23 protein-coding genes are annotated in these 24056 nt (G+C 70.9%); 6 read left to right on the forward strand and 17 right to left on the reverse strand.

Going from position 1 to position 24056, the window contains the following annotated elements:
• Positions 1–273: 273 nt before the first annotated feature.
• From ASC99_RS07205 to ASC99_RS07250, 10 genes are all read right to left on the reverse strand, one after another.
• Positions 274–1551, reverse strand: coding sequence for a tetratricopeptide repeat protein (locus ASC99_RS07205; protein WP_057229560.1), 1278 nt, complete (start codon positions 1549–1551; stop codon positions 274–276).
• Between the two features lie 258 nt (positions 1552–1809).
• Entirely contained in the window at positions 1810–3702 is a 1893-nt protein-coding gene (locus ASC99_RS07210) for a glycoside hydrolase family 15 protein (RefSeq protein WP_057229562.1), read from the reverse strand.
• A 57-nt stretch (positions 3703–3759) separates the two neighbouring features.
• Complete coding sequence (locus tag ASC99_RS07215; RefSeq protein ID WP_057229564.1) at positions 3760–4224, reverse strand: hypothetical protein; 465 nt, start codon at positions 4222–4224, stop codon at positions 3760–3762.
• Positions 4225–4229: 5 nt separating this feature from the next.
• The gene (locus ASC99_RS07220; RefSeq protein ID WP_057229566.1) at positions 4230–5135 is read right to left on the reverse strand and encodes a helix-turn-helix transcriptional regulator; all 906 of its coding nucleotides are present in this window, start codon (positions 5133–5135) and stop codon (positions 4230–4232) included.
• 126 nt (positions 5136–5261) lie between these two features.
• Positions 5262–5819, reverse strand: a complete 558-nt coding sequence (locus ASC99_RS07225) for a LuxR C-terminal-related transcriptional regulator (RefSeq protein ID WP_057229568.1) — start codon at positions 5817–5819, stop codon at positions 5262–5264.
• 25 nt (positions 5820–5844) lie between these two features.
• A complete protein-coding gene (locus ASC99_RS07230) occupies positions 5845–6909 on the reverse strand; it encodes a hypothetical protein (RefSeq protein WP_057229570.1) in 1065 nt (354 codons plus the stop codon).
• Positions 6864–7265, reverse strand: coding sequence for a Mur ligase domain-containing protein (locus ASC99_RS07235; RefSeq protein WP_057229572.1), 402 nt, complete (start codon positions 7263–7265; stop codon positions 6864–6866). Before ASC99_RS07235 ends, ASC99_RS07230 begins: the two co-directional genes overlap by 46 nt.
• 96 nt (positions 7266–7361) lie before the next feature.
• The gene (locus ASC99_RS07240; protein WP_057229574.1) at positions 7362–8813 is read right to left on the reverse strand and encodes a glutamine synthetase family protein; all 1452 of its coding nucleotides are present in this window, start codon (positions 8811–8813) and stop codon (positions 7362–7364) included.
• Positions 8813–10315: an amino acid permease gene (locus tag ASC99_RS07245; RefSeq protein ID WP_057229576.1), complete on the reverse strand. Its 1503-nt coding sequence runs from the start codon at positions 10313–10315 to the stop codon at positions 8813–8815. The genes ASC99_RS07240 and ASC99_RS07245 overlap by 1 nt, the downstream gene beginning before the upstream one ends.
• Positions 10316–10371: 56 nt before the next feature.
• The gene (locus tag ASC99_RS07250; RefSeq protein ID WP_063857010.1) at positions 10372–11313 is read right to left on the reverse strand and encodes a hypothetical protein; all 942 of its coding nucleotides are present in this window, start codon (positions 11311–11313) and stop codon (positions 10372–10374) included.
• Positions 11314–11561: 248 nt separating this feature from the next.
• On the opposite strand from ASC99_RS07250, the gene ASC99_RS07255 reads away from it, so the two are divergent.
• Entirely contained in the window at positions 11562–12887 is a 1326-nt protein-coding gene (locus tag ASC99_RS07255; protein ID WP_057229580.1) for a helix-turn-helix transcriptional regulator, read from the forward strand.
• Here the strand turns inward: ASC99_RS07255 and ASC99_RS39650 are convergent.
• From ASC99_RS39650 to ASC99_RS36960, 3 genes are all read right to left on the reverse strand, one after another.
• Complete coding sequence (locus ASC99_RS39650) at positions 12868–14646, reverse strand: prolyl oligopeptidase family serine peptidase (protein ID WP_200948291.1); 1779 nt, start codon at positions 14644–14646, stop codon at positions 12868–12870. The genes ASC99_RS07255 and ASC99_RS39650 overlap by 20 nt on opposite strands.
• A gap of 96 nt (positions 14647–14742) precedes the next feature.
• On the reverse strand, positions 14743–15429 hold the full coding sequence (locus tag ASC99_RS07265) for a dihydrofolate reductase family protein (RefSeq protein WP_057229581.1): 687 nt from the start codon (positions 15427–15429) through the stop codon (positions 14743–14745).
• Between the two features lie 45 nt (positions 15430–15474).
• Positions 15475–16881, reverse strand: a complete 1407-nt coding sequence (locus tag ASC99_RS36960; RefSeq protein WP_082598144.1) for a helix-turn-helix transcriptional regulator — start codon at positions 16879–16881, stop codon at positions 15475–15477.
• Between the two features lie 181 nt (positions 16882–17062).
• Here ASC99_RS36960 and ASC99_RS41660 point away from each other — a divergent pair, with 181 nt between their 5' ends.
• The 4 genes from ASC99_RS41660 to ASC99_RS07285 are packed head-to-tail and all read left to right on the forward strand — an operon-like array spanning position 17063 to position 20049.
• Complete coding sequence (locus ASC99_RS41660; RefSeq protein ID WP_255359222.1) at positions 17063–17197, forward strand: hypothetical protein; 135 nt, start codon at positions 17063–17065, stop codon at positions 17195–17197.
• 14 nt (positions 17198–17211) lie between these two features.
• Complete coding sequence (locus tag ASC99_RS07275; protein ID WP_057229586.1) at positions 17212–18402, forward strand: cupin domain-containing protein; 1191 nt, start codon at positions 17212–17214, stop codon at positions 18400–18402.
• Positions 18399–19244, forward strand: coding sequence for an aldo/keto reductase (locus tag ASC99_RS07280; protein ID WP_057229588.1), 846 nt, complete (start codon positions 18399–18401; stop codon positions 19242–19244). The genes ASC99_RS07275 and ASC99_RS07280 overlap by 4 nt, the downstream gene beginning before the upstream one ends.
• Positions 19225–20049 carry a hypothetical protein gene (locus tag ASC99_RS07285; protein ID WP_057229590.1) on the forward strand — a complete coding sequence of 275 codons (825 nt, stop codon included), beginning with the start codon at positions 19225–19227 and terminating at the stop codon, positions 20047–20049. Before ASC99_RS07280 ends, ASC99_RS07285 begins: the two co-directional genes overlap by 20 nt.
• Positions 20050–20105: 56 nt before the next feature.
• Here ASC99_RS07285 and ASC99_RS07290 read toward each other — a convergent pair whose 3' ends face one another.
• Positions 20106–20819 carry an SDR family NAD(P)-dependent oxidoreductase gene (locus ASC99_RS07290; RefSeq protein ID WP_057229592.1) on the reverse strand — a complete coding sequence of 238 codons (714 nt, stop codon included), beginning with the start codon at positions 20817–20819 and terminating at the stop codon, positions 20106–20108.
• 315 nt (positions 20820–21134) lie between these two features.
• Here ASC99_RS07290 and ASC99_RS07295 point away from each other — a divergent pair, with 315 nt between their 5' ends.
• The gene (locus ASC99_RS07295) at positions 21135–21992 is read left to right on the forward strand and encodes a methyltransferase domain-containing protein (protein WP_082598145.1); all 858 of its coding nucleotides are present in this window, start codon (positions 21135–21137) and stop codon (positions 21990–21992) included.
• An 8-nt stretch (positions 21993–22000) separates the two neighbouring features.
• Here ASC99_RS07295 and ASC99_RS07300 read toward each other — a convergent pair whose 3' ends face one another.
• The 3 genes from ASC99_RS07300 to ASC99_RS07310 are packed head-to-tail and all read right to left on the reverse strand — an operon-like array spanning position 22001 to position 24055.
• Complete coding sequence (locus ASC99_RS07300) at positions 22001–22534, reverse strand: adenylyl-sulfate kinase (protein ID WP_057229596.1); 534 nt, start codon at positions 22532–22534, stop codon at positions 22001–22003.
• On the reverse strand, positions 22531–23265 hold the full coding sequence (locus ASC99_RS07305) for a sulfotransferase (protein WP_057229598.1): 735 nt from the start codon (positions 23263–23265) through the stop codon (positions 22531–22533). The genes ASC99_RS07300 and ASC99_RS07305 overlap by 4 nt, the downstream gene beginning before the upstream one ends.
• Entirely contained in the window at positions 23258–24055 is a 798-nt protein-coding gene (locus tag ASC99_RS07310) for a hypothetical protein (protein WP_057229600.1), read from the reverse strand. The genes ASC99_RS07305 and ASC99_RS07310 overlap by 8 nt, the downstream gene beginning before the upstream one ends.
• Position 24056 lies beyond the last annotated feature (1 nt).

Here is a 24056-nt window from a genome sequence, read left to right on the forward strand (position 1 = left end):
CCGAACTGAGCTGCCCGGGCATGTCGCCGTGGATGCCACACGATCCGGTGAATCACCCAACTGCCCTTACTCGCAACCGAGTTGGAGGTCATCCCGGGCATTGTTCCAGAGGGCTCTGACAACGGTCGGGTCCGGCTGTGCCGTCAGGCCGGGCAAGCTGCGGCGCGGCCTGGGCGGACGCCATGCTGCGGTCAGCCGGCCGAGAACTCAGGGCCGGGCCGGTGCCGCCTCCGGGACTGCCGGCTGCTGAGGGCCGCTGTCCTGGGGCGCCGGTCACCGATCCTCCAGTTCGACCAGCCGGACCAGGAGGCGGTTGGAGTCGGCGTAGCTGGCGAGGCACTCGTAGCTCTGCTGGGCCGACAGGTAGTGCTCGAAGGCCCGGGTCACATTGCCGGCGCGTTCGGCGGCCCGGCCGAGCATTTCGCAGGACCGGGCCTGCCAGTGCCGGGCACCCGTGGCGGCGAACTCGGCGCGGGCCTGGATGAGCAGGCGCTCGGCGAGATCGTGTTCCCCGGCTCGGGAGTGGGCGTCGGCGAGGTAGGCGAGCGCGCGGGCGGCGTCGAGGTGGTCCTTCTCCTCCTCCAGTTCCTGGTGGGCCCGGGTGAGCAGGGCCACGGCGTCGGGCAGACTGCCTTGCTCGGCGGCGATGGAACCGAGCAGGATCCGGCGAACCGCGGCCGCCCGGCGCAGGCCGAGAGCGTCGAAGCGCTCGGCTGCCTCCCGCAGGTGCGGCTCTGCCTCGTCGTAGCGGCCTGCGGCGTGAAGGGCCGCGCCGATGCCGCTCGTGTACTGGGCCTGCCCCCGCGCGTTGCCCATCAGGACCGCGATGGCCAGCGCCCGGAGGGCCATCTCGGCGGCCTCGTCGTATCGGCCGACGTTCTGCAGCGCACCCGCCGTGAGGGAGGCCATTTTGGCTTCGGCGTCGTGGTTGCCGTCGAACCGGGCGGCGGCATAGCCGGTCTCGGCGCAGGAGAGCCACAGCTCGGCGGGCCGCAGCCGGTGCCAGGCCGGCCACAGGGCATGGACGAGCTGATAGATGGTCGCGGTCGGACCGGCGTGCGGGGCGGCGTCCAACGCGGGGGTGATGGCGGGTAGTTGGGCCTCCAACCAGCCGAGCGCGGCGTACTCGTCGGTGAAGTACAGCGGCTCGTCGGGCCGGTAGGTGTAGGTGCGTGCCATCGGCAGGTGGTGTGGGGTCAGCAGACGCTCGATGCCGCTGACGGTGTACAGCAGCCAGTCCAGGTAGGCGCGTTGGACGGCGATGTTCGCCGCCTTACTGTCGACGTCGGCGGCGAGGCGGCTGGCGTGGACGCGGACATCGGTGTCCATGCGGAAGGTGTCGCCGCGCTCCGGCGATCGGCCGGTGAACTCGACGAGCGAGCGCTCCCGCAGCACGGTCAGGTGTGCGGCGGCGGCTGAGGTGGTCAGCCGCAGAGCTGCGGCCACCGAGCGGGTGTCGACGTCGGGGGCGGGGATCTGGGACAGGCCCCGGTAGACGCCGGCGGTGGCCGGGGAGAGGCTGCGGTAACTGGTGTCGGCGGCGTTGGTCACGGCGGTGAGCTCCGTATCGTCGGGCCGCGCCGGGTATGCCGGTCGGGCGCAGAGGGTTGGATCTGTGGCACTTGCCGGCGAGCGGCCGGTCAGGGGCGAGCACGAGGTCGGTGGCCGGGGTGAGGGCTTACGGGGGTCGGCCACAGACGGCGGTGATCTGCTCAGCGTTCTGGGGCGGGCGGCGGATCCGGTCCGCCACCGCGGTGGCGTGGTGTGGGTGAGGGCTGCCGTCGGTCCGGTTGCCGGCCGCCTCCTGGCTCATGCGCTCACCGGCACGGGAGCGGGGGCGGTACGCGGCCCGGGCAGAGCGGCGGCGTGGGCGGTGGTAGTGAGGGTGCGGCAGGTGTCGGCGAGCGCGAGGTGGGTGAACCCTTGCGGGTAGTTGCCGAGCTGGCGCCGGGCGACGGGGTCCCATTCCTCGGCGAACAGGCCGAGTTCGTTGCCGATGGCCAGCAGGCGCTCCAGCAATTGGTGGGCCTCGTCGGTGCGGCCGATCAGCGCGAGGGCGTCCACGAGCCAGAACGAGCAGGCCAGGAAGGCACCTTCGTGCCCCGTCAGCCCGTCGACGTCGCCGCCCGGGTCGTCGAAGGTGCGGTAGCGCAGCACGAGAGCGTCGTCGGTTGCCAGCTCGCGCTGGATGGCCTCGATGGTGGCGATGACCCGCTTGTCGTCGGCGGGCAGGAACCCGACCGCCGGGATCAGCAGCAGTGAGGCGTCCAGCTCCTGGCCGCCGTAGTACTGGGTGAACGTTCCCAGCTCCTCGTCGAAGCCGTTGTCCAGGACGTCGTGGTGGATGGCGTCACGCAGCTCGGCCAGCTCCCGCAGCACCACCTGCGGGGTGTCGGGGCGGCGGGTGAGCATGGCCAGGATGCGGTCGGCTGCGGCCCAGGCCATCACCTTGGAGTGGGTGAAGTGCCGCTTGGGGCCGCGGATCTCCCAGATCCCGGCGTCCGGCTCGCGCCAGCGCCCGGCCAGGGTGCGCACCAGGTTCAGCAGCAGTTGGTCGACCTGCTCGTCCGCCTCCAGCCCGGCGTCCTCGGCGGCGGCCAGCGCGATGGCGACCTCCCCGAACACATCGAGCTGCACCTGGGCGGCGGCGCCGTTGCCGATCCGCACCGGCCGGGAGTTCTCGTAGCCGGGCAGGTGCGACAACTCGCGCTCGTCCAGGTCTCGTTCACCGCGGATGCCATACATGATCTGCAGGTCACCGGGATCACCGGCCAGGGCCCGCAGCAGCCACTCGCGCCAGGCGCGGGCTTCCTCGGTGTGGCCGGCGCGCACCAGGGTGGTGATGGTGAGCGCGGAGTCCCGCAGCCAGCAGAAGCGGTAGTCCCAGTTCCTGCCACCGCCGATTTCCTCCGGCAGCGAGGTGGTGGGCGCCGCCACCACGGCCCCGGTGGGCGAGAAGGTGAGCGCCTTGAGGACCGCCAGCGAGCGCAGCACCGCGCCCTGGTGGACCCCTGTGGCGATGGACCGCTGCGCGAAGCGCTCCCAGAAGTACAGCGTCTCCTCCAACTCCATCTCGGCATTGGCGAGTTCGGGGGCCGGGAGGTGGGAGGGGTTCCAGGTCAGCGTGAACGCGGTCCGGCTGCCCGGGCTGGCGGTGAAGTCCGCGCGCTGGGAGCGGTTGGTCGGGCGGCGGGTCGCGGTGTGGGCGGGGCCGTCCAGCCACAGGGCGTCCGCGCCTGCGACAGCGGACAGCCGGTCAACGCCCTGCTGGAAGTGGCGGCGCAGCAGCGGGGTGGTCGCACCGTAGCCCGGGCGGATCCGAATCCGCGAGGCCATGGCGACCCGGCCCCTCAGACCTTCGACGATGCGCACCAGCCGAGGCACCGGCTGCCCGTCCGGACCCTGGGTGGTCGGCATGAAGTCGGTGACCCGCACCGAACCGCTGGGAGTGTGCCATTCCTGTTGCAGTACAAGGGAGTTGCCGACGTAGGCGCGCCGGGTGGCGGCGCGGCCGGTGTACGCGGCCGGTGCCACGCTCCAGAACCCGTGGGTACCTCGGCCCACCAGGGCGGCGAGCGGGGCGGCGGAGTCAAAGTCGGGCAGGCACAGCCAGGAGACGGTGCCGTCGGTGCGCACGAGCGCGGCGGATCGGGTGTTGCCGATCAGGGCGTGGTCTTCCAGGAGGGCGGAGGCGGTGGCCATAGGGGCGGTTCCTGACGGGTGGTCGGACAGGGCGCGGAGACGACGGGCGAAAGCGCTTCAGGACGGCACGGCAGCGCGGGGTCCGGGGCGGGTGCGGAGTTCGGCGAGGGCTGCGGCGACGGTTGCGGCCAGGTCGGTGTGAACGGTGAGCCAGGGCGCGGCCGCGCGGATCCGGTCGGCGGCCAGGCTCTGCTGGTCGCAGCCCACGACGACGCCTGGTCGGGTCGGGTCGGCGGCGTTGGCCGTATACGTGTCCAGGACCTGTACGGGGCCGGCGGGCCGGAAGAACAGCACCAGGTCGCAGCGGCGCAGGTTGCGGCTGTGCCAGCCGAACGGGCGCCACGCGCCGTAGGGGTCGGCGGGGTTGAGGGCGGGCCGGGGGCTCAGGACCGTGCCGGCGAAGCCGGCCTGGGCGAGCAGGATGGTCGCGGGGAACTGCCAGTTGGGCCAGCTGTCCACGCTCCCTGCGAGATACAGGGACGGCCCGCTCCCGGTGAAGTCCGGCTCCTCGGGGTACTCCATGTACCTCACCGCTCACCGTCCCAGGTGCCGTCGGCGCCCCGGAGGCGGCGGGCCGGCGCGGCGGAGGCGGGGACGATCTCGTACAGCAGGCCGAGGGCGATGGCGTGGGCCCGGTTGTGGGCTGAGAGGTTGCGGGTCGCGTCCGCCAGGACGGTCTTCACGGTCTTGACGGGGACCCCTGCCAGTGAGGCGGCTTTGGTCAGGTTGTGTCCGGTCGCGAGGGTGAGCAGCCGGACTTGGATCTCGGGCAGGACGGGTGGCTGCTCAGGCAGTGTGGCGCGCAGTGGGGCGGTGTCGACGAGGCCGCCGGCCAGGCAGTGGGCGAGGGTGTGGCCGCGGTCGTTGAAGCCGAGGCGGTGATGGAGGCGGGAGGCCAGGGTGGCGATGGTGCTGACGGCGATGCCCATGGAGTGGGCGGCGCTGGCTGCGGTGTGGCCGGTGGCGAAGTGGGCGACGATCTGGCGCTCACGCTCGGTGAGCCGCGGCACGCTCTGGCCGGGTTCGTGCAGCGCGCCGTCCTTGGTGGCGACGACGGTGGGACAGCCGCCCGCCTGGGCGAGCGGGAGCTGGGGATCGGTGCACAGGGCCAGGCAGTCCCGTTCGGGCAGGGACAGGAGGGTGGCAGCGGCGCGGAAGGCGTTGACGCCGTGCGTGCTCTGATCGCGCACCACGACGGGCCACCGTGTGAGGTCGGGCAGTGGGTGGGCGTCGGTGGGCACGATCAGGGCGCAGGCGATGCGGGCGGACAGCGCGCGCAGCACCAGGCGCTCGGTCACGGAGTGCGCCTCGGTCGCCGGGGATCGGCCGGGGGTGGTGAGGGCTGCGGTGGTGACGACGAGGCCGCGGGCGCGGCGCAGGTGGCGGTCGAGGTCGCGGGTGCTGGTCGCCGGGGCGGCGACGGAAGTGGTCATGTGGTCCGTCTCGTCAAAGGTGGGTGGGTGCGGCCCTGACCCGGAACGGCCGCCATGGGTCATGCAGTTGGCCCGCCCGGGCCCGGCCTGGGCAGCAGTGCCTAACGGTGGGCCCGACCAGCCCGACTACGCCGGGCGGGTGCTGTCTGCGGGGAGCTGGGGCCGGTCGGTCCACTGGCTGAGCGGGAGCGGTGGCAGGGCGGGGTGGACGTGGTCGAGGGTGACCAGGTCGTAGAGCACGCCCAGGCATCCGGCCTGGACGTTGCTGGAGGTGGCGAGTTTGTCGAGCAGCGGCTGGCGGTAGCCGCGGATCGTGCTCGCGGTGACCCCACACTCGGCGGCGAGGTCGTCGTTGGAGCGCCCTGCCACCCAGCCCTGCAGCAGGGTGAGCTGGCGGGGCGACAGCGCGAGCATGACCGGCCGCCCGTCGGGGTGCACGTGCTCGGCCTGGGCAACTCCCCACACCACGGACAGCGTTGCCGCCTGCATCCGGCCCCGGGCACAGGTGCGTTCCAGCAGCCCGTGTACCAGCTGGGTGATCTGGTACTCGCTCTCGCCGAGGGCGGCGCACAGCCGGGCGTTGCCCGCGCCGCCGGCCAGCAGCCGCAGCAGGCGGACATCGGTGGCGGTCAGGTCGGCGGGCGGCGCGAGGGGAGCGTCGGTGATCGTGGCAGTGGTGGGCATGATTGTGCTCCAGGGTGAGGACGTGTCACAGGTCGGCGGGGACGGGGGTGGTGGGGGCGGCGATGTGGTGCAGCAGGCGCGGGCCCAGGCCGCGGGCGGTTGTGCCGGTGCCGATCACCACGATCAGATCGCCTGGCCCGCTACCGCCGGTGCAGGTGGCCTCCAGCGACGGCGCGCAGGGTCCGGGCCGCCAGGCGATGATCTGCTCGCTCGGCACGCCGGCGGCCGATGTGGCATCGGCGACCGCGACCAGCGGGTCCACCACCGCGACGGTGGACAGCGGGCTGCTCACGGGCAGCAGGACGACGCGGTCGGCCAGGGCGAGGGCGTCGCCCAGCTCCCGGGCCAGGCCGGTGGTGCGGGTGTGCCCGTCGGGTTCGAGGATGGCGGTGAGGGTTCCGTCGGTGAGCAGGCGGGCGGCGGTGAGGTCGGCGGCGATCTCTGCGGGGTGGCGGGCGCGGGAGGCCAGCACGGTGGTGTGGCGCTGGGTGCCGACGGTGGTCAAGTAGCCGTCCAGGCCGTGGAAGTGGGCGCTGATGCCCCCAGCGACCTCGGCGGGGTTCGCGCCCAGGGCGAGTGCTGCGGCGAAGGCGGCGGTGGTGGCGAGCGCGTGGTGGCGCCCGGGCATGGTGGTGGTGATGGTGTGGAAGGCGCCGTCGAAGTCCCGGACGGTGATGTGGCTGTGGGTGCCGGACCACAGGTGCCGCATCAGCCGGATGTCGGCGTCGTAGGCTTCGCCGGCGGTGACCACCCTGGGGCCGGGCCGGTCGGTGAGGCGCTGGGCCAGCAGCCGCATGCCGCTGTCGCCGATCGCGAGGACGACGGTGTTGCTGACGCGGGTCAGGTCTTCGAGTACGTCCAGGGCGGCGTTGCGGTCGCGGTGGTGCGGCGGGTTGGCGCAGGCCGCTGTCACCAGCGCGAGTGCCGAGGTGCAGCGGGCGAAGCCGGGCGGTGCTTCGTGGGTGGTGGCATCGGGGCCAAGGTCGGCGACCAGCAGGTCGCCGCCGCCGGCGTGCCCGGCCAGCTGACGGCTCGGCGCGGCGTTCAGGATCCAGCCGGAGCCAAGGTGCCCGAGGGCGGCGGGCAGCATCCCGCGTCGACAGCCAGCGCCAGCGCCTGGGCGTGGCCAAGCACCGGGAGCCCCAGCTGCCGCGCGTGATCGAGCTCCGGCTGCGGCCCGGCGACGGCACCCGACCACACCGCACTCGAATGCCCCACCCCCACGTTCTCCGGCACCGGCCTGGCCACCACCCGAACACCCGCGCCCTCCAACTCCCGAACCAGGTCCGGGTCTGCGCGGTCGGGGACGGAGCCGGACACGCGGGCACCGGCGGCGGCCAGGTACAGGGCGAGTCCGTTCATCCCCGGGGCGGCCAGGTCCACCAGGTACGGCGAGGCGAGCTGGACGGGCAGGGCCAAGGGGGCGGTGCGGGCGCGGCCGATCACAATGGGGCTCCAGGGAACGAGCGGGTGAGGGTGGGGAGTTGAGTGCCGGTCGGCGGCGGGGCGCTGGGGGATGTCTCCCGCCGCCGACCGGCGGCCTTAGGACTGGGCGAAGCCCCGGCGCCGCTCGGCGTCGGTGACCTGCCCCTGGTGGTGGAGCACCTCGCGGCGCGCCAGATGGGTGAGGTGGGCGACCACGTCCGCGCCGAACAGCTCGACAGCCAGCGCGCTTTCCTCCATCGCGGCGATCGCCCGCGCGAGGTCGGCCGGCACCGCCGGGGCCTCGTGCGCGGCGTAGCCGTCACCGCTCACCGGCTCGGGGGCCTTGAGGCCGGCCTCGATGCCGTACCGGATGGCGGCGACCGCGGCGGCGAGGGCAAAGTAGGGGTTGGCGTCGGCCCCGGGCAGGCGCACCTCCAGGTGCAGGCTGCGGCCGTGGCCGACCACCCGCACCGCGCAGGACCGGTTGTCGCGGCCCCACACCATCCGGGTCGGCGCGAACGAGTGCGACCGCAGGCGCTTGTAGGAGTTGACGTACGGCGCCCACAGCGGCCCGAGCTCGGGCAGCACCTTAAGCAGCCCCGCCACCGCCTGCCCGCCCACCTCGGACAGCTCCCGGCCGCCACCGGCATCGTCGCTGCCAGTTTCGGCGGCCAGCACCGGCTGGCCGTCGTAGTTCCACAGCGACAGGTGCAGGTGCAGTCCGCTGCCCGTCCCGGTGACCGGCGCCGCCATGAACGTGGCCGCCAACTGCTGCTGATCCGCCACCGCCCGCGCCGCGTGCTTGAACAGCACGTGACCCTCGCACGCGGGCACCGGCTCACCGTAGGGGAACGTCACCTCCAGCTGACCCGGCGCGCCCTCGGTCTTCACCGCCTCCGTCGCCAGCCCTGCCTCCCGCAGCACCCGGCGCAGCTCACGGGTGTAAGCGCTCACCGGGCCGCTCTGGTCGAGGGCGTAGTCGCGGTTGTCCCGGGTGAGCGGGCGCAGGCCGAGGAAGTCGACGTCGCAGGCGGCGGCTTGGGTGCCCTCGTAGAGGACGAACTCCGTCTCCAGCCCCGCCTTCACCGTGAGCCCGAGGCCCGCGAGGCGGGTGAGCTGCTCGTCCAGCACGGTGGTCGGCGCGACCGGCAGCGGCAGGCCGCCGTCGGTGATCGGGTGGGCAAGCAGCACCGCGGTGCCGGGCAGCCACGGCAGCACCCGCGCCGAACACAGCTCCGGAAGCAGCGTGATGTCCCCGAAGCCACTCTCCCACGAGGCGAGCGACGCACCCGTGGAGGCGGTCATCGCCAGGTCGGTGTCGAACAGGTAGCCGCACATCTCCGGCGACAGTGACCCGGCCGCCAGCTTCTCCAGCAGGAAGCGGGCGTCGAACTCCTTGCCCTTCAACCGGCCTTGGGCGTCCACCACCGCCAGCCACACCGTGTCCACCGCCCCGGCATCCACCCGCCCGGCCAGCACGCCGCGCGGCGAGGGCACCAGCTGCCCTGCCTCAGCCACGTCGGCCTTGACCTGCGGACGGCGCTTGCCACCCACCTTCGCCCCCGGCATCACACGACCTGCGCTTCCAGCTCGGTCAGCTCCGCGCTGCGCTGCACGGGCGGGTTGTACGAGCGCCCGGCCGCCCACCGCCACACGGTCGCCAGCACCAGCACCGCCAGCAGCGCGATCGGCGCGTAGTTGAACGTGGCGGCGGTCACCGGAGCTGACTGCGGCAGACAGAACAGCACGGTCACCACAGCCACCCACCCCACCGCCAGCACCCCGACCGGTGTGCTCCAGCGCCCCAGACTCCACGGCCCCGGCCGGAAGTGCCGGCCCGCGCGCAGCCGCAGATAGATGGGCACCGCGTACGCCGGGGTCATCCCCAGCACGTTCACCGCCGTGACCGCCGCGTACGCCACCGTGCTGTACAGCGCGGGCAGCGCCAGCACCGCCGCCGCACCCACCGACAGCCACACCCCCGCCGCCGGCGTGCCGTTGCGAGACACGCTGCGCCACAACCTTGAGCCCGGCAGCGCACCGTCACGGCTGAACGCGAACACCATCCGGCTCGCGGCGGCCGTCTCGGCGTTGCCGCAGAACAGCTGCGCGACGATCACCACCAGCAGCAGCGCCTTCGCGCCTGCCGGGCCCAGGGCGTCGAGGAAGATCTGCGCCGGCGGCACCCCTGTGGTGGAGGCGAGCGTGCCGTCGTAGTCCTGAATCGCGAAGAGCAGACCGGCAAGCAGCGCGAGCCCGGCGATCCACGACACCCAGATCGAGCGGACGATCCCGCGGGCCGCGGCCACCGACGCACCCGTCGTCTCCTCCGACAGGTGCGCGGAGGCGTCGTACCCAGAGAAGGTGTACTGCGCGAGCAGCAGGCCGAGCGCGCTGACGTAGATCGGGTTCGTCCACCCGGTGTTGTTGACGAAGTGCCCGAACACCCACGACGCGTCCTGGTGGCGGGACGGCACCAACGTCAGCACGGCGACGATCACCGCGACGCCGCCCAGGTGCCACCACACCGAGATGCTGTTCAGCACGCTCACCACGTGCACGCCCCGCAGGTTCAGCACAGCGTGCAGCACCAGGATCGCCAGGAAGATCAGGAAGATCGACCCCGGCGTGGGCACGAACCCCCATTGCAGGCTCAGGAACGCGCCCACGAACGAGGCGGCGCCGTAGTCGATTCCTGCGATCCCGCCGATCAGCCCGAGCAGGTTCAGCCAGCCGGTGAACCAGCCCCAGCGCGGGCCGCCGAGCCGGTGCGCCATGAAGTAGAGCGCCCCGGACGTGGGGTAAGCGGAGGTGACCTCGGCGAGCGCCATACCGACCAGCAGCACCATGCCGCCGACGGCCACCCAGCCCCAGAGCATCACGGCCGGGCCGCCGGTGTTCAGCCCGAACCCGAACAGCGTCATGCACCCGGACAGGATGCTGATCACGGAGAAGGAAATCGCGAAGTTGCCGAATTGTCCCATTCTGCGGACAAGTTGGGGCTCGTAGCCCAGTTGCGTCAGTTGAGCGGCGTCCGCTCCTTGAGGGGCGGCGCGGTGGGCGGGGGGCATGGGTGAACCTCCGGCAGAAGACGGACAGGGGTGAACGGGCGTGCGGTGGTGGCGGGTCAGCCCCGGGTGGCGGCGTGGGCGCGGCCGACGTAGGCGTGGAGCCTGGCGTTGTAGAGGAAGGCCTCTCCCTGGTCGGGCGAGTCCGCGACCTGGGACCACGGCTGGTGGGCGGCGAACGGCGACAGGGCGTCGAACACGACGGCCGCCTCCTTCATGAGCGAGCCGGCCCACAGGGCGTGTGCGAGGTGGCTCAGGTCCACCACCGGCCAGGGCACGCCGGTGGTGGACCACTGCTGAAAGGCCGTCAGCACACGCCCGCGGTGCGGCTCGAGGTGCCACTGGCGCCGGACCGCGTCCTTGCGCCTCTCCCGTACGTACTGGTTGACCGACAGATACAGCGGCAGGGCCAGAAGAGGCGATCCAGCGGGGGCGTTCAGCAGGGCGAGGTTGACGAAGTCGGTCGCCGCCCAGGGCTTGAGCTCGAACCAGTACCGCAGCATCCGGTGGTGGACCTCCCGGCCGGAGCGGTGCCGGCGGAGGGCCTCGTGGAACAGCCGCCACGGTCCTTGCTGCCCATCCAGCGGAGCCAGCGTCAGCAGGCACAGCAGCGGGACCGGATCCTCGGGCAGAGCCGATGCCGCCCACCAGCTCAACTCCCGGGCGGCCCGCTCCAGCTGAGCAGCGGAGCGGGACTGCGACCGGTGGGCGGCCACGGCACCCTCCACCGCGACCCGGGCGCGCAGGACCAGCAGATCCGGGTTGTCCGGCTCCTCGAGCGCCCAGTGGTCCAGAACATCGGACCGCGCTGCGACCGCCCCCAGCACCTGCGTCCGCGAGGAGCGCACACCCCAGTTCTGGCCGGTCGCCGCCAGGAGAGTTCGTGTCGACATCCACCGGCCGGCCCGGAGGTCATCCACCACACCGCGCAGAAAGGGGTCATGCCCGGCAGGGTGGTAGACCAGTCGGCTGGCATCGCGGCCGGGAAGGGGAGTACTCATACCTGGGGTGCTCCCTTCGAAGCTGTCGATCAAGATCCAGAGCGGACATCTCCACATGCCGGGCGAGCAGCGAGAACAGCTGTCTCGCCGAGCCGAAGGGCTACAACTCGTTGCGGCGAGTCATACAGAAGCAGCACCAAGTCGAGGGAAACAGAGCAAACTTGTTGCATCCATGTCGCACTCGTGCGGGAAGGTGGCCTCTGAGCTGCGAGGTCGCCGTGATCGAAATTCTTCGGAGGGCGTAGCTGATGCGGATCCGGTCGAGATCGGCTCTGGCCGGCCGCAGGGAGCTGGCTGGCCACACGCAGGAGAGCCTCGCGGCCGTACTCAACGTGGACCGCTCGACGATCCACCGCTGGGAAAGCGGGAAGAGCCTCCCGCGGCCGTGGCAGCGGGCCCGGCTCGCCGACGAACTGGGCATCGACGCCGCACAGTTGCAGGCACTGCTGCAGGATCAGGAAGCGCCCAGCGGCCTGCAGGCCCAGCCGGACGGCTCTCCTGCGGTTCATCAGCCGCTCAAGCCGCCCGCGGAGTCCGGCACGGGCAGGTTCAGCCTCGGCTCCAGCGAGACGCTGGTAGCGGACTGGGCCGCGAGCCACCACACCACAGGGCTGACAAGTCATCAGCTGTGGGTGACACGCGACGACATCGACGTCGCCGACTCCAGACTCGGCATGTTCCGCCAGCTCGACCACACACATGGCGCCGGTCCGTACGCCGCCCAGCTGGCCACCTACATCGACACCGAACTCGCAGCCCTCCTCGTCCGCCCGGCCGCCGACAAGGACACGGTCCGCGAGCGCGCCCGCGTCGCCACCGGCTTCCTGGAACTGGCCGGGTACCAGGCCGTCGACTCCGGGGACCCCGCCCGCGCGCAGGCCTATTACCAGCGCGCCCTCGCCCTGACCACCGCAACCAGCAACCACGCCTACGGCGCCTACCTCGTGGCCGTCAACCTCGGCCACCTCGCCCTGCACTGCGAACAACCGCGCACCGCGCTGCAATGGACCCAGGCAGCGACCGCCGCAGCCGGCACCGCCTCCAGCCCGGCAACCCGGGCCGCCATCACCGCGGTCCGAGCCCGGGCCCACGCCCGGATGGGGCAGGAAGCCGAAGCCAGCGCACTGCTCCACGAAGCCGACCTGCTGCTCGACAGCTCCGTCCCCACGGACGAGCCGCCGTGGATCGGCTACTTCACCGCCGCCTACCTCGCCGACGAGGCCGCGCACTGCCTCCACGACCTCGGCCGGCCACCGGCCGCCCGGATCCAGCTCTCCGACGCCCTCGAGGGCGTCGGGCGCGACAAGGTGCGCCGCCTGGCCATCGACGCAGCCCTGCTCGCCTCAACCTGGCTGCGCACCGGTGACCTTGACGAGGCGTGTGCCGCTGGCCGCCAGGCGGTGAGCTATGCGGCCCGAACCTCCTCCGGCCGCTGCGTCCACCGGGTCGCCGACGTCCTCGCCCAGCTGGCGCCCCACGCCGACTACGCGGCGGTGGCGGAGCTTCGCGAGTACGCCCGGCACGTGCTGCCCGCTGCGGACCAGGCCGCGAGCGCTACCGGGAACGCTGGATGACGTCCTCGTAGAACGCCAACTCGGCCAGCAGGGCCTGCTCCAGAGCGTGGGGCGAGGAGAGGTAGTGGCCGACGCCGTCGAGGAACAGCGTCCGGGCCGGGCGGCCGAGCGCCTCCAGGCGGTCCGCGAGCTGCGAGATGTCGTCAGCCCGTGCGATGTCGTCGTCGGTGCCGTGGATCAGCAGGACCGGCACCTGGATGTTCTCCGCCCGGACCGCTCCTGCCGGGCCGGCCAGGGCTGCGGCGTGCGGTTGCTGGAACCGCGGGACTGCCTTCTGCCACCGTTCCGGGTCGGTGATCGCCGACGTCGCGGTGGCACCGGTGAACGGAGCCGGGCGGCAGGCGGCCTGAAGTGCGGTGTATCCGCCGGCGCTGGCCCCGGTGATGAACACCGCGCCAGGCAGCACCTCGTCCCGGGCCAGCAGGTCCTGCGCGACCGCCGCACAGTCCTGGACGTCGTACTCGCCCCAACGCCCGTCCAGCGACTGCCGAAACGCCCGCCCCTGGCCCGTGCTGCCCCGGTAGGCGACCTCGGCGACAGCGAAGCCCCGGCTGACGAAGAACTGCACGCGCCAGTCGAGCCGCAGCGGGACGTCATCGGTCGGCCCGGGATGGGCACGCACGATGAGTGGAGCAGGCAGGCCGCCTTCGGGGACGTGCAGCAGGAAACGGACGTCGGCGTCCCCGGACCTGACCGTACGGTGGAGTGGGTACTCGATGCGGACACCGGCTGGGCCCTGTTCGGTGACCGCGATACCCGCACCGTCGTTTGGGGCCGCCCGGTCCACCAGCCGCACCGACGGCAGGCTGGCCGGCGTCGATCCGATCACCGCGATGTGCTCGCCGAACTCCGCCAGATAGGGCTTCACCGACGTCAGATCGCTTGCCCTGCGGCTCTGCCCGCCGTCGGCGTCGACCCGCAGCAGTCGGGTGCCGATGCCGTCGTGGACGGTCAGCACGATGTCACCGTCGGCGGTGACGACGTACGACTGGTAGCCGCCTTCCCACGGCGCGGGAGCGCAGTCGGCCGGCACCGGAGCGACCGCGCGCACCTCACCGTCATCCCAGCGGTAGAGGTTCCACCACCCCGTCCGGTCGGACATGAAGTAGAGCAGCCCGTCCGGCCCCCACAGCGGCTGGACGACAGACTCCTGCTCACCGCCGGCCACCGTCCGCACCGGGCCGCCGCCCGAGCCGATCTCGGTCAGGCGGAGCCAGCAGGAGTCCCACGGCATCCGGTCAGCACGCCACTCCAGGTACGCGAGACGGTTGTTGAGCAGCCTCGGAGCGGCCAGGAACCCCTGAGAGGAGACCAGCACCCGTACGCCGCCGCCCCGTTGGTCGATCGCCACGATCTCGTCGACGCTGTCGGTCCCCCGCACCGCCAGCAGGCTCCCGTCGTCCAGGCGGAGGTCGCCGTACTGAAAGCCGTCCTCGGCTCCGATCAGCTCCGGCTCGGCACCGGAGTGGATGCGGTAGACCTTGCTGTCCTCGTCCGACACTGCCCACAGCCCATCGAGTGCTGCTGCGAACGAACCACCGCCGTAGGCGTGCAGGCGACCGCCGACGCAGAACCCGGGAGGTGTCTGCGGGAGAGGACCACCGTCGCCGTCCCACCGCATGACCCTCCGGTCACCGCCGAGGCCGGGATCGCTCTGCAGCCACCACAGGGCGGCGCCCGACGCAACGAGTTCGTCGAAGGAGACCTGCTCGCGCGCCACCCACTCGGCAGGGAGGGGACCACTGCGTCGCCCGGTCATCGGATCCTCTCAGCCACTCGACATGCCCGTCCGCAGGCTACCCGGGAACCGGAAGCCTTAGTGGGCGGCAGCAGGCGAGTGGCTGGTAACGGATGCTCAGGAAACGCTCTCCTTCGGGGCGTAGCGCAGCAGGACCACGTCGCCCACCGGTCGGGCCTCGATGAGCTTCATCCGGTGGGTGCTGCCGCCCGGGAACTCGGCGGGGTGGACGAAGCGTGGTGCGGCGGCGTCGCCGACGAGCAGGGGGGCGATGGCGAGGTGGATCTCGTCGGCGAGCCCTTGGGACAGGAACTGGGTGTGGATCTGGCCGCCGCCCTCGACCATGAGCCGCTCGACTCCCCGTTGGGCGAGGTCGTCCAGCATGGCGCCGAAGTCCACGGCCGTCCCGGTGCTGACCACGTCCGCCAGTCCGTTCAGGGTTTCGCGCAGCTTCGGCGCGGCCTCGTCCGTGGTGTAGACGACCTTCTTGTCGCCGTGGTGCCAGAACTTGAGGTCCCGACTGAGGTCGCCGCTGGCGGAGATCGTGACCTTGAGAGGGAATTCGGGCTTGCCGGCAGCGACGCGCTCGGCCCGGCGCTTGTCGCTGTTGACCAGCAGGCGGGGGTTGTCCCGGCGCAGGGTGTTTCCGCCGACGAGGATCGCGTCGGAGTCCGCCCGGACTTGGTCCACCCGGTCGAAGTCATCGGCGTTCGAGAGCAGGAGCCGGTCGGCGGTGGTGTCGTCGATGTGGCCGTCGATCGAGGTGGCGACGCTCAGCAGGACGAAGGGACGGGCCGGTGCCATCGTGAGGTCCGTTTCTGGTTGGGGAGGCGTGGGTGCTTGTGGTGATCACACTTCATGAAGGACCGCCCTGTCGAGAGCACGCTGGAAGTCAGCGACCTCGGGAACTCCCTTCCAGTGCTGTAGGAATGGGGCAAGGGCTGCCAACTCGGTGAAGATTCGGGCTGATCCGGTTGCTGTGCCGATCGACAGCGCTTCGGAGGCTGCCCGGGCGGCTTGCTCTGGGCCTGCGGTGCGGAGCCGGGAGGCCGCCGAGCGGGCCAGGTACACGCCGCGGTCACGCCGGTAGGACGCGGGTAGTGCTCCGATTGCCCTCTCGAAGCCGGAGGCCGCCGCTTGGTGAAAACCCAGTAGGGCAAGTGATCTCGCGTGCTGGGCCTGGACATAGGCCGTATCGAGCCAGCGGCCGCGTCCGAGCGGCTCCACGGTCGAACCACTGACGAGGGCAAGGGCCTGTTCGTAAGAGTGCTGTGCGGCGCGTTCGTCGCCGAGAAGGGCGTGGCCGTGACCGCCGAAGACCGCTCCCAGTGCGCTGAGACGGCTTCCGGGAGGGGCCAGCCGGACAGCCGTGTCGGCGAGGTCTACGGCCTCCACGGGTGCCTGCATGTCTCCCGCGAGCTGGGACTTGCGTGCGAGGACGTAGACCATGAGGTCCTGATCGCCGGCGGCGTTGGACCAGTCGACAGCGCGATCCGCCCAGTACTGGGCGGCGAGGTGGTCGCCGCTGTCCTGGTACAGCCAGCTGCAGAACTCCGCGTACTCCGCCTGGACTTGGAGCAGGTCGCGCCGATCGCGACCGGCAGCTTCCGCCCGAAGCTGTGTGATGAGTCGGATGTGGTCTTCGGCAGTCGCCACGACATGACGGGGGCCGAGGACGTTGTCGCACTCCACGAGTGACCGGCGCAGCAGCCGCATGTTCTCCACCGGGTGGAGGTCGGAGGACAGCACCGGCTGAGCTGCTTGTGCGGCCGGTACGGCAAGTCCGGACAGTACGGAGACTCCCGCTGCGGCAGCGACTCCGCGCAGCAGGGCACGGCGCGGCATGGTCACGAAGATGATCCTTCCATCCGATGTTCGGCAACCCACTCGGACGTCCCCGTTCATGAGCGCCATGGTGGCCGGTCCCGGGGTCGGCCCCGCATCTGGCCGCGCGACCAGGTGATCTGATCTGTCGTCAGCGACGGAGCCATGGCTTCGGCTGGCTTCCGGATCAGCTCGATTGGACAGGTTCCGGCGCGAATCCGATTCCAACGGCTGCAGGAGCTCGGCGAGCTCGCCGGGGCGGATGCGCAACAGGGCTGCCAGGTGAGGGCGCTGCCACGGCTGAGGTTCACCGTCGCCCCGCTCCCAACGCCCGACCGTTGACCGATCGACGCCGGCCGCTTCGGCGAACGACTCCTGGGTGAAGCCGACACTCTTGCGTTGCCGGATCAACGCTTCGCGCCTGTCGGCCAACCGTCGCCACCCCTCGCCCCGAAGTCGTCAGCGGGCGGAACCCCCTGCGCACGACAAGATTTCCCCCACGGATGCCCCATGGATGCCACAATTCTGCTCTGTTCCCGCGCCGTTGGAGGCGGTTCTGTTGAGACCTGCCGGATCGCACTGACCGGTAGGTCTCCAGAAGGGAAGTTCCAGGATGCAGGAGATCCAGCAGACGGCCGCCGACGAGGGCGGTCTGCTCGTCGCCAAGCGGAACATCACCGCCGCGCGTTCCCGCGCCGACGTCCCGTCCGACAACACGGGCGGCCGGTCCGACCAGAACGACACCTGAGCCGGACGCCCACGATGCATGATTCCGCTTCGTGGGCGGTGCGCCTGGGCGGGGACATGTTCCTCGCCCAGGCGTTGCACCGCTCCTACGCCGTCTTCCCGGCCGACGACGCCAACTGCGCGCCGCTGCTGTCCTGGGGCGACCTGAACACCATCCTCGCCACCCACCGCATGGAGCCGCCGAGACTGCGTCTTTCGCAAGACGGCGAGACCGTCCCCCTTCACCGGTACTCGGCACCGATCACCAACCGCCGCGGTGTTACCTGGAACCGCGTTCACCCCGCCGAGCTCCATGCCCGACTCGCCGAAGGCGCTTCCCTGGTTGTGGACGCGATCGACGAGATCCATCCGCCGATCGGCGCCGCCGCCGAGGCACTCGAACGCTTCCTCGGTACGCCGGTACAGACGAACGCCTACGCCTCCTGGACGGAGAAGGAGGGCTTCGGCCGACACTGGGACGACCATGACGTGGTCGTGGTCCAACAGCACGGCGCGAAGCGCTGGCGACTGTGGGAACCGACCCGGACGGCGCCCACCTTCCGCGACGTGGAGTCCCCGGAAGAACCCGACGGGGAGCCGGTCGCTGACATCGTCCTCCACCCCGGCGACGTCCTCTATCTGCCGCGTGGCTGGTGGCATGCCGTGACCGCCGACCAGGGCACCGAATCCCTGCATCTGACGTTCGGCCTCGTCACCCACACCGGAGGCGGTCTCATCGGCTGGCTGGTCGACCAGATGCAAGCGGACACCATCATGCGACTGGACGTCCCCCGCCACGCGGAACCGGCGGAGAAGTCCGCCTACCGGAACGCCTTGCAGGCAGCGATGACCACTGCCCTGTCCGACCCGGCGCTGATCGACCGGTGGGCGGACTCCACCGACACCACTCACTTCGGCCGCCCGGCCCCTTCACTCCCGTACGTGGAGGCGCTCCCCGCACGCCGGGAGATCACCGTGCGGATCACGGCGACCCGCGCCAAGCTCACGACCAACACCGCTGCGGGAGCGGTCACCCTGGCGGCGGCCGGCACGGAGTGGGAGTTCGCGGAACAGGCAACTCCCCTGCTCCGCACCCTGCTCAAGGGAGAACCCGTGACCATCGGAGCACTCGCCGATGCCGCCCGCCTGGAGACCAAGGACGTGGCAGGCCTCCTTACCGACCTCATCAAGGGCCAAGCCGTCGCCGTCGTCAAGGCAACACCGTGAACGCCGTCCTCGGCCTGGGGACCTACCGGGTGCGCGCCGTCAACGAGGCGGCGCGCACCGCCCTTTCGGCCGGAGCACCCTGGATCGACACAGCACCCAACTACGCGCACGGCCACGCACACCGTGACCTCGCCGCCGCCCTGGCCGAGTACCCGGGTGTCCGAGTGGCGACGAAGACCGGCTTCGACCCGCAGGGACACCACAGCCTCGCCCCGGAGTTCGTCCGATCCCAGACCGAACAGTCCCTCGCCGTACTCGGCCGGGCCGACTTGGTGTTCGTTCACAATCCCGAGCGGTCCAGCCACGACCGCCAGCAACTGCACCAGAACCTCCTCGCCGCGTTCGCCGTGCTGGAGGAGTTCGCCCACGCTGGGCGCATCGGCGGCTACGGCGTCGCCACCTGGTCCGGCTTCACCGCCCAGGCGTTCACCGTCGCGGAGCTGACCGCGCTGGCCCGCGACGCGGCTGGATCGCAGGACCACCACCTCGCCGGGTTGCAGATGCCAGTGAGCCTGGTGATGGCCGAGCCCATCACCCAGGCTCTCGCCGGAGCCGGGCCACTCGTGCACGCGCGCGACGCCGGGATCACCACCTTCGCCTCCGCGCCCCTGCACGGCGGTGAACTCCCCGGCCTGATGACCCCCGAACTGGTGAATCTCATCCAGCCGGGATCGAACCCGCACGCCGCCGCGTTCCATCTGGTTGGGGCATGCCCGGCGTTGGATGTCGTCCTCACCTCAACCAGCAGCCGCACGCACTGGGACGAAGCCGCAGCAGCTCTCGCTGCCCCGATCCCGGAAGACCGACTCAGGAAGGTGCTCAATGTCCTTTCAGCTGGATGACGCTACCCGCCAGCTGCTGGAGAGCGCGCACACCAGGGCCGCCGCCTTCCTCGGTCTCGCCTGCTCCGGGCCGCCCGTCTTCGGCACCTCCGGCTCCACCGCCGGCCGCCGGGCGGGGAACCTGTGGCTGCGTGTCTCCAGCAGCAGGCGCCGTCACGCCCCCCGGGCCTCCGGTCAAGGGCCCCTCGGCGCAGAGCAGTGCATCCCGGAGTCCGTTCCGCGCCCTCGGCTGCACGACACCCTGGACTGGACCGAGGGCGACCGGTTCTACCAGGCCGACGTCTTCGACCTCGTCGGCCCTGCGGTGTCCGCGTCACCGGACCTCCGTAAGGACCCGGGCCTGGAGGACAGCTGGTGGAGCGGCTTGAAGACTGCGCTGACCGACATCGCCACGGCCCCGGGCACGAAGATCACCCTGCGGCCGGCCTGGATCGAGGAGGTGTTCCCGAAGTACCTCGGCATCCCGGCCCCCACACACGTCGAACGGGTCACCGGCCACGGAGACCTGCAGTGGGCCAACCTGACCGCCCGGCGGCTCATGATCCTGGACTGGGAACGGTGGGGACTCGTTCCGCTCGGCTACGACCCTGCCGTTCTGTGGGTCAGCAGCTTCCTCGTGCCCACCGTCGCGGACCGAATCCGCGCGGAGTTCTCCGACGTCCTCGACACTCCGGCGGGACGTGTCGGCCAACTGGTCGCTCTCGCGGAAATGCTCCAAGCCGTTGACCGCGGGTACTACCCAGAGCTAGCGCCGCTGCTCGCAGACGCTGCATACAGGCTCACTGGTGTTCGCCCCGCGCACTGATCGCAGACGCCACGACGGGGATGGCTGAACGGGCCCTAAGATTAGGCGCGTTGGGCCTACCAGGCGAGGGATTCACGGTTGTAGAAGAGGCCGCCGGTGGGTCCGTCGTCGGGGAGGGTGGCGAGCCAGACGGGTGTGTCAGCGGCTTCCTCGGGGGTGCGGTCGGTCTCTTCGTAGGCCATGCGCGTGTTCATTCGGCCGGGTGCGGCGGCGTTCACGAGGATGTTGGAGCCGTCGAGTTCGGCGGCGAGGATCTGGGTGAGGGCGTTGAGGCCGACCTTGGAGACGCGGTAACTCACGTTGCCGGTGCCCATGTTGTTCTGGGAGCCGAGATGGCTAGTGATGTTGACGATCCGGCCGAAGTTGTTCTTCCGCATCTCGCCGATGGCGGCGGCGCTGAGGCGCCAGGCGCCGAGCAGGTTGGTGTCGAGGGTGGCGCGGACCTTCTCGAAGTCGGGGCTCGACGCGAGCTGCGCACGGTCGACGGCGACGGCGGCGTTGTTGACCAGGATGTCCAGGCGACCGAAGGGCGCGGCGACGTCGGCGACGGCGCGAGCGACGCTCGCGGGGTCGGTGACGTCGAGGACGTGGGCGTGCACCATCAGGCCCTTGCGGCCAAGGGCGGTCTCGGCGTCGCGGCCGGCCAGGGTGTCGCGCACGCCCATGACGACGTGGATGCCCTGCTCGGCGAGGCGGGCCGCGATGGCGAAGCCGAGGCCGCGGTTACCGCCGGAGACGAGTGCGACGCGCTGGTCCGAGAAGTCGGTCATGCGACCAGTGTGGCGAACTGGGCGTCGATCTTCGCGACCCGGGTGTCGTTCTTGGCCAGTGGGAATGCCGTGCGGGCGTGGTGAGACCAGAGAACGCTGCGCTGCGACGGGCGTCGCGGAGCAGCTCGACGGCGGACTCCAGCAGAGCCCCGGCCGCAGGCCGCATCTCGTCGATCGCTTGCTGCACAACGGGCGATCGCCTCAGCGCCACCGCCCCCGAATGAGGTGCCCCAAGATATGACATAAGGTGCAGATCTGAACTGTTGATGCCGCCACCTCGGGCTCTGGCGCGTAACCACGGAGGAGGGCTGCGCCGTGTCGGAGAGTAGTGAACCGATCCACGCACGACTTGCCGAGCTCGCCGCCCCCTTCGCTTGCGAGCAGGTCATTGATCTTGGCTGCGGCGCAGGACCCACACTTGCAGCGATAAGCAAAGTGGCACCCCGGATATCCCTGGTTGGCATCGACCGGTCGGCGGAGTCTCTGCGTCAGGCCCGGGGCACCCTGCAAGAGCACAGCGGGCCGACAGCCACGATTGTCGCCGACTTGCGTGATCCGGTGCCGTGCGCGGACGGGAGCGCGGACGTAGTCCTCTCGTACAACACCATTGAGTGCTTGCCCGACCCGCAGGCGATGCTGGTCGAGGTCGCGCGGGTCCTTCGCCCTGGCGGCCGGGCGATCATGGCGCATGTGGACTTCGACTCCCTGGTGATCGCCGGCGCGGACGCCGACCTGGACCGTCGGATCTGCCACGCTTTCGCAGATGATGCGCAGAGCTGGATGGACCACGCCGACGGTCGGATCGGCCGCAAGCTCGGGCTCCTGGTCGCCCAGAGCCCACTGCGGCTGGTCGGCGTCGAGCCGATGCTGACGTGGTCAACCGCGTTCTCGGGGCACGCGGAGGGCCGGATCGATCAGATCCGGAAGGCGTTGCTGTCTGCTGCCAGGCACGGACGGGGCTCGGTCAGCCCGGCCGAGGTTGAGGAGTGGTACGCAGCAGTACTTGAGGCGGATCGTCTGGGCGGGTTCTTCTTCTCCGAGCTGGCCTTCATCGCGGTGGCCGCGAGCCCCCGCGAAGAGCAGTTGACCAACGAGGTTGCTCCACCGGCGCAGGACGGCGTCGCGTTCAGGCGTGACGGTGGTTGGACACCGGGCCGTTCCACAGCGGCCTGACCGGGCACCTACGACACGGTGCCGCCCCGGAGAACGCCGTCGGCGAAGGAACAGAGAGCATTCGCCGAGATGCTGATCGGGACTGTGGTGTCCAGGGTCAGTGCCGGGTGCTCGGGATCGGTCCAGGAGAGTTCGGGGGCGTCGGGCGCGGGGGTGCTGCGGTAGGCCGGTGAGGCTCGGAGAGCGTCGCGAGCGTGCCGGAGTTCCTGTGGTGCACGGACGTGGATGAGGCGGAGCCGCTCGCCGAGGAGGTCGGCGGCGAGCTGCTGCTCTGCCGGGGTGGACGTCACGAGGGTGACGATGCCGACGGGGTGCTGGCTGGCGGCGTGCGCGAGTGCCTGGATGGTGGCGATGCGGTCCTCAGTGGACCAGCCGAGGTCGCGTAGCACGCCGGCGGACCGCTGCTCGTCCGCGTCGTACAACCAGCAGCTGTCGCCGTGCCCGGGGTGAAGGTGGGCAAGGAGTCGGCGGGCCAGCGTCGTCTTGCCGGAGGCTGGCAGGCCCATGAGCCAGAAGACCGGGGCTGCAGGTGATCGGTTCATGCGGTGTAGCCCCACTTCTCGCACCAGGACCTGAGCAGTGGCGGGATCTCCACATTCGGAGGTGGCGGGGTGGCGGCCTGGATCTGTCCCGAGGCGATCTGCGGTGACCAGTCGCCGATGCCGTAGACGAAGGGGCCGTGGTCGTGGCGGCCGTAGTCAAGCATGGTCGGCTCCCAGGGGATGCCGAGGTGCTCGCACAGGGCCTTGCAGGTGGCCTCCGGATCGGCGGTCAGCTGCTCGTACGTGACGCTGATGGACGTGGGCACGTCGGCAGCGGCCTCGTCGAGAGCGGAGGCGAACTTGTCGACCGTGATGGCCGCTTCGGCGAGGTCGGCAGCGTCGCCAGCGCGGCGGATGGAGTCGGCGATGGCCACCGGGTGGCGGCGCAGGATGATGTAGCGGGCGCTGGGCCAGCAGTTGACGATCCGTCGCCAGATGAAGACGTTGCCCGGTGACTTCTCGACGAGCACGCTCTTGCCCGCCTGGGTGAGTTGGCGGTGCAGCAGCCGGTCCCACAGCAGGTGCTCGAGGTCTTGTTGGCTGAGTCCGAGGGTGCGCACGGACAGGTCGGTGAACTCGTCGTCGACTGCGACGGTGAGGCCGCCGAGGTGAAGTTCGTGCGGGGCGTGCACGTCGGGGTGGGAGCCGAGCAGGCAGCGCAGCAGGGTCGATCCGGAGCGGATCGTGGACAGGACGAAGACGGGTGAGGGGACAAGGCGGTCGTCAGACACCGAACTCCTTATTGACTGCGTGCTCGCGTTCGGCGAAGACACGCAGACGGGTCGCTAGGTCGCGGCGGTAGTGGGCGGAGCCGGGTTCGGTCTTCTCGTCGCAGTGGTAGACCCGCAGCGGCAGTTGGTGCAGGTAGCCGATGCCGGGCCCGGCCGGGTGGGTGAAGGTGTGGGAGAGCCAGTCCTCGTAGTTCATCCAGGTGTGACCGTCGTCGTGGAACTGGTCGCCGGGGATGCCGCCCGAGGCCGCCATGACGGGTCGTGCCCGATGGGTGTCGTAGATCAGGAAGTGGGAGGAGACTCGGTTGACCGAGCGGGCCTTCTCGCTGAGGGCGGGGCCGGCGTCTTCGAGCTTCCACTGCCAGCAGTCGTGGTCGTCGATGCGCTGGGCGAGCGCGAGCTGTGGGCAGCGGTCGAAGGTGTCGGCGATCTCGGCGAGGACGTCGGTGGTGTTCGGGTCACGGAAGGCGACGACGTCACCTTCGATGGTGATCAGGAATCTGCTCTTGTCGGTGACGAATTGGGTGTGGATGTTGTTGGCCTGGTCGCCGGAGGCCCGGTGGCGGGTGCGCCAGCGCAGCCGGACCTCGTCGAATCCCCAGGTGGTGTAGGCGAGTTCGGTGATCTCGTCGATGGGGGCGCTCTCGGCGCCGTCCACGACGAGCACCAGGTCGTAGGGATGCTGGGTGCCCCGGCACAGGGCGTCCAGGGTGGCGGGGATGGTGCGGCGCAGGAGTTCGACGTCGCTGTGGACGAGGTAGGCGATGGTGAACACGGGCGGGTAGGTCATG

It is taken from the genome of Kitasatospora sp. Root107 (assembly GCF_001424875.1).
GTDB lineage: Bacteria > Actinomycetota > Actinomycetes > Streptomycetales > Streptomycetaceae > Kitasatospora.

Excerpts from the sequence above, each read along its gene's own strand:
- ASC99_RS07210 (WP_057229562.1), bottom strand. The coding sequence starts at position 3,702 with ATGGCCACCGCCTCCGCCCTCCTGGAAGACCACGCCCTGATCGGCAAC.
- ASC99_RS07300 (WP_057229596.1), bottom strand. The coding sequence starts at position 22,534 with ATGAACCGATCACCTGCAGCCCCGGTCTTCTGGCTCATGGGCCTGCCA.
- ASC99_RS07230 (WP_057229570.1), bottom strand. The coding sequence starts at position 6,909 with ATGCTGCCCGCCGCCCTCGGGCACCTTGGCTCCGGCTGGATCCTGAAC.
- ASC99_RS07220 (WP_057229566.1), bottom strand. The coding sequence starts at position 5,135 with ATGACCACTTCCGTCGCCGCCCCGGCGACCAGCACCCGCGACCTCGAC.
- ASC99_RS07225 (WP_057229568.1), bottom strand. The coding sequence starts at position 5,819 with ATGCCCACCACTGCCACGATCACCGACGCTCCCCTCGCGCCGCCCGCC.
- ASC99_RS07215 (WP_057229564.1), bottom strand. The coding sequence starts at position 4,224 with ATGGAGTACCCCGAGGAGCCGGACTTCACCGGGAGCGGGCCGTCCCTG.
- ASC99_RS07245 (WP_057229576.1), bottom strand. The coding sequence starts at position 10,315 with ATGCCCCCCGCCCACCGCGCCGCCCCTCAAGGAGCGGACGCCGCTCAA.
- ASC99_RS07310 (WP_057229600.1), bottom strand. The coding sequence starts at position 24,055 with ATGACCTACCCGCCCGTGTTCACCATCGCCTACCTCGTCCACAGCGAC.
- ASC99_RS39650 (WP_200948291.1), bottom strand. The coding sequence starts at position 14,646 with ATGACCGGGCGACGCAGTGGTCCCCTCCCTGCCGAGTGGGTGGCGCGC.
- ASC99_RS07275 (WP_057229586.1), top strand. The coding sequence starts at position 17,212 with ATGCATGATTCCGCTTCGTGGGCGGTGCGCCTGGGCGGGGACATGTTC.
- ASC99_RS41660 (WP_255359222.1), top strand. The coding sequence starts at position 17,063 with ATGCAGGAGATCCAGCAGACGGCCGCCGACGAGGGCGGTCTGCTCGTC.
- ASC99_RS07255 (WP_057229580.1), top strand. The coding sequence starts at position 11,562 with ATGCGGATCCGGTCGAGATCGGCTCTGGCCGGCCGCAGGGAGCTGGCT.
- ASC99_RS07240 (WP_057229574.1), bottom strand. The coding sequence starts at position 8,813 with ATGCCGGGGGCGAAGGTGGGTGGCAAGCGCCGTCCGCAGGTCAAGGCC.
- ASC99_RS07290 (WP_057229592.1), bottom strand. The coding sequence starts at position 20,819 with ATGACCGACTTCTCGGACCAGCGCGTCGCACTCGTCTCCGGCGGTAAC.
- ASC99_RS07250 (WP_063857010.1), bottom strand. The coding sequence starts at position 11,313 with ATGAGTACTCCCCTTCCCGGCCGCGATGCCAGCCGACTGGTCTACCAC.
- ASC99_RS07265 (WP_057229581.1), bottom strand. The coding sequence starts at position 15,429 with ATGGCACCGGCCCGTCCCTTCGTCCTGCTGAGCGTCGCCACCTCGATC.
- ASC99_RS07285 (WP_057229590.1), top strand. The coding sequence starts at position 19,225 with ATGTCCTTTCAGCTGGATGACGCTACCCGCCAGCTGCTGGAGAGCGCG.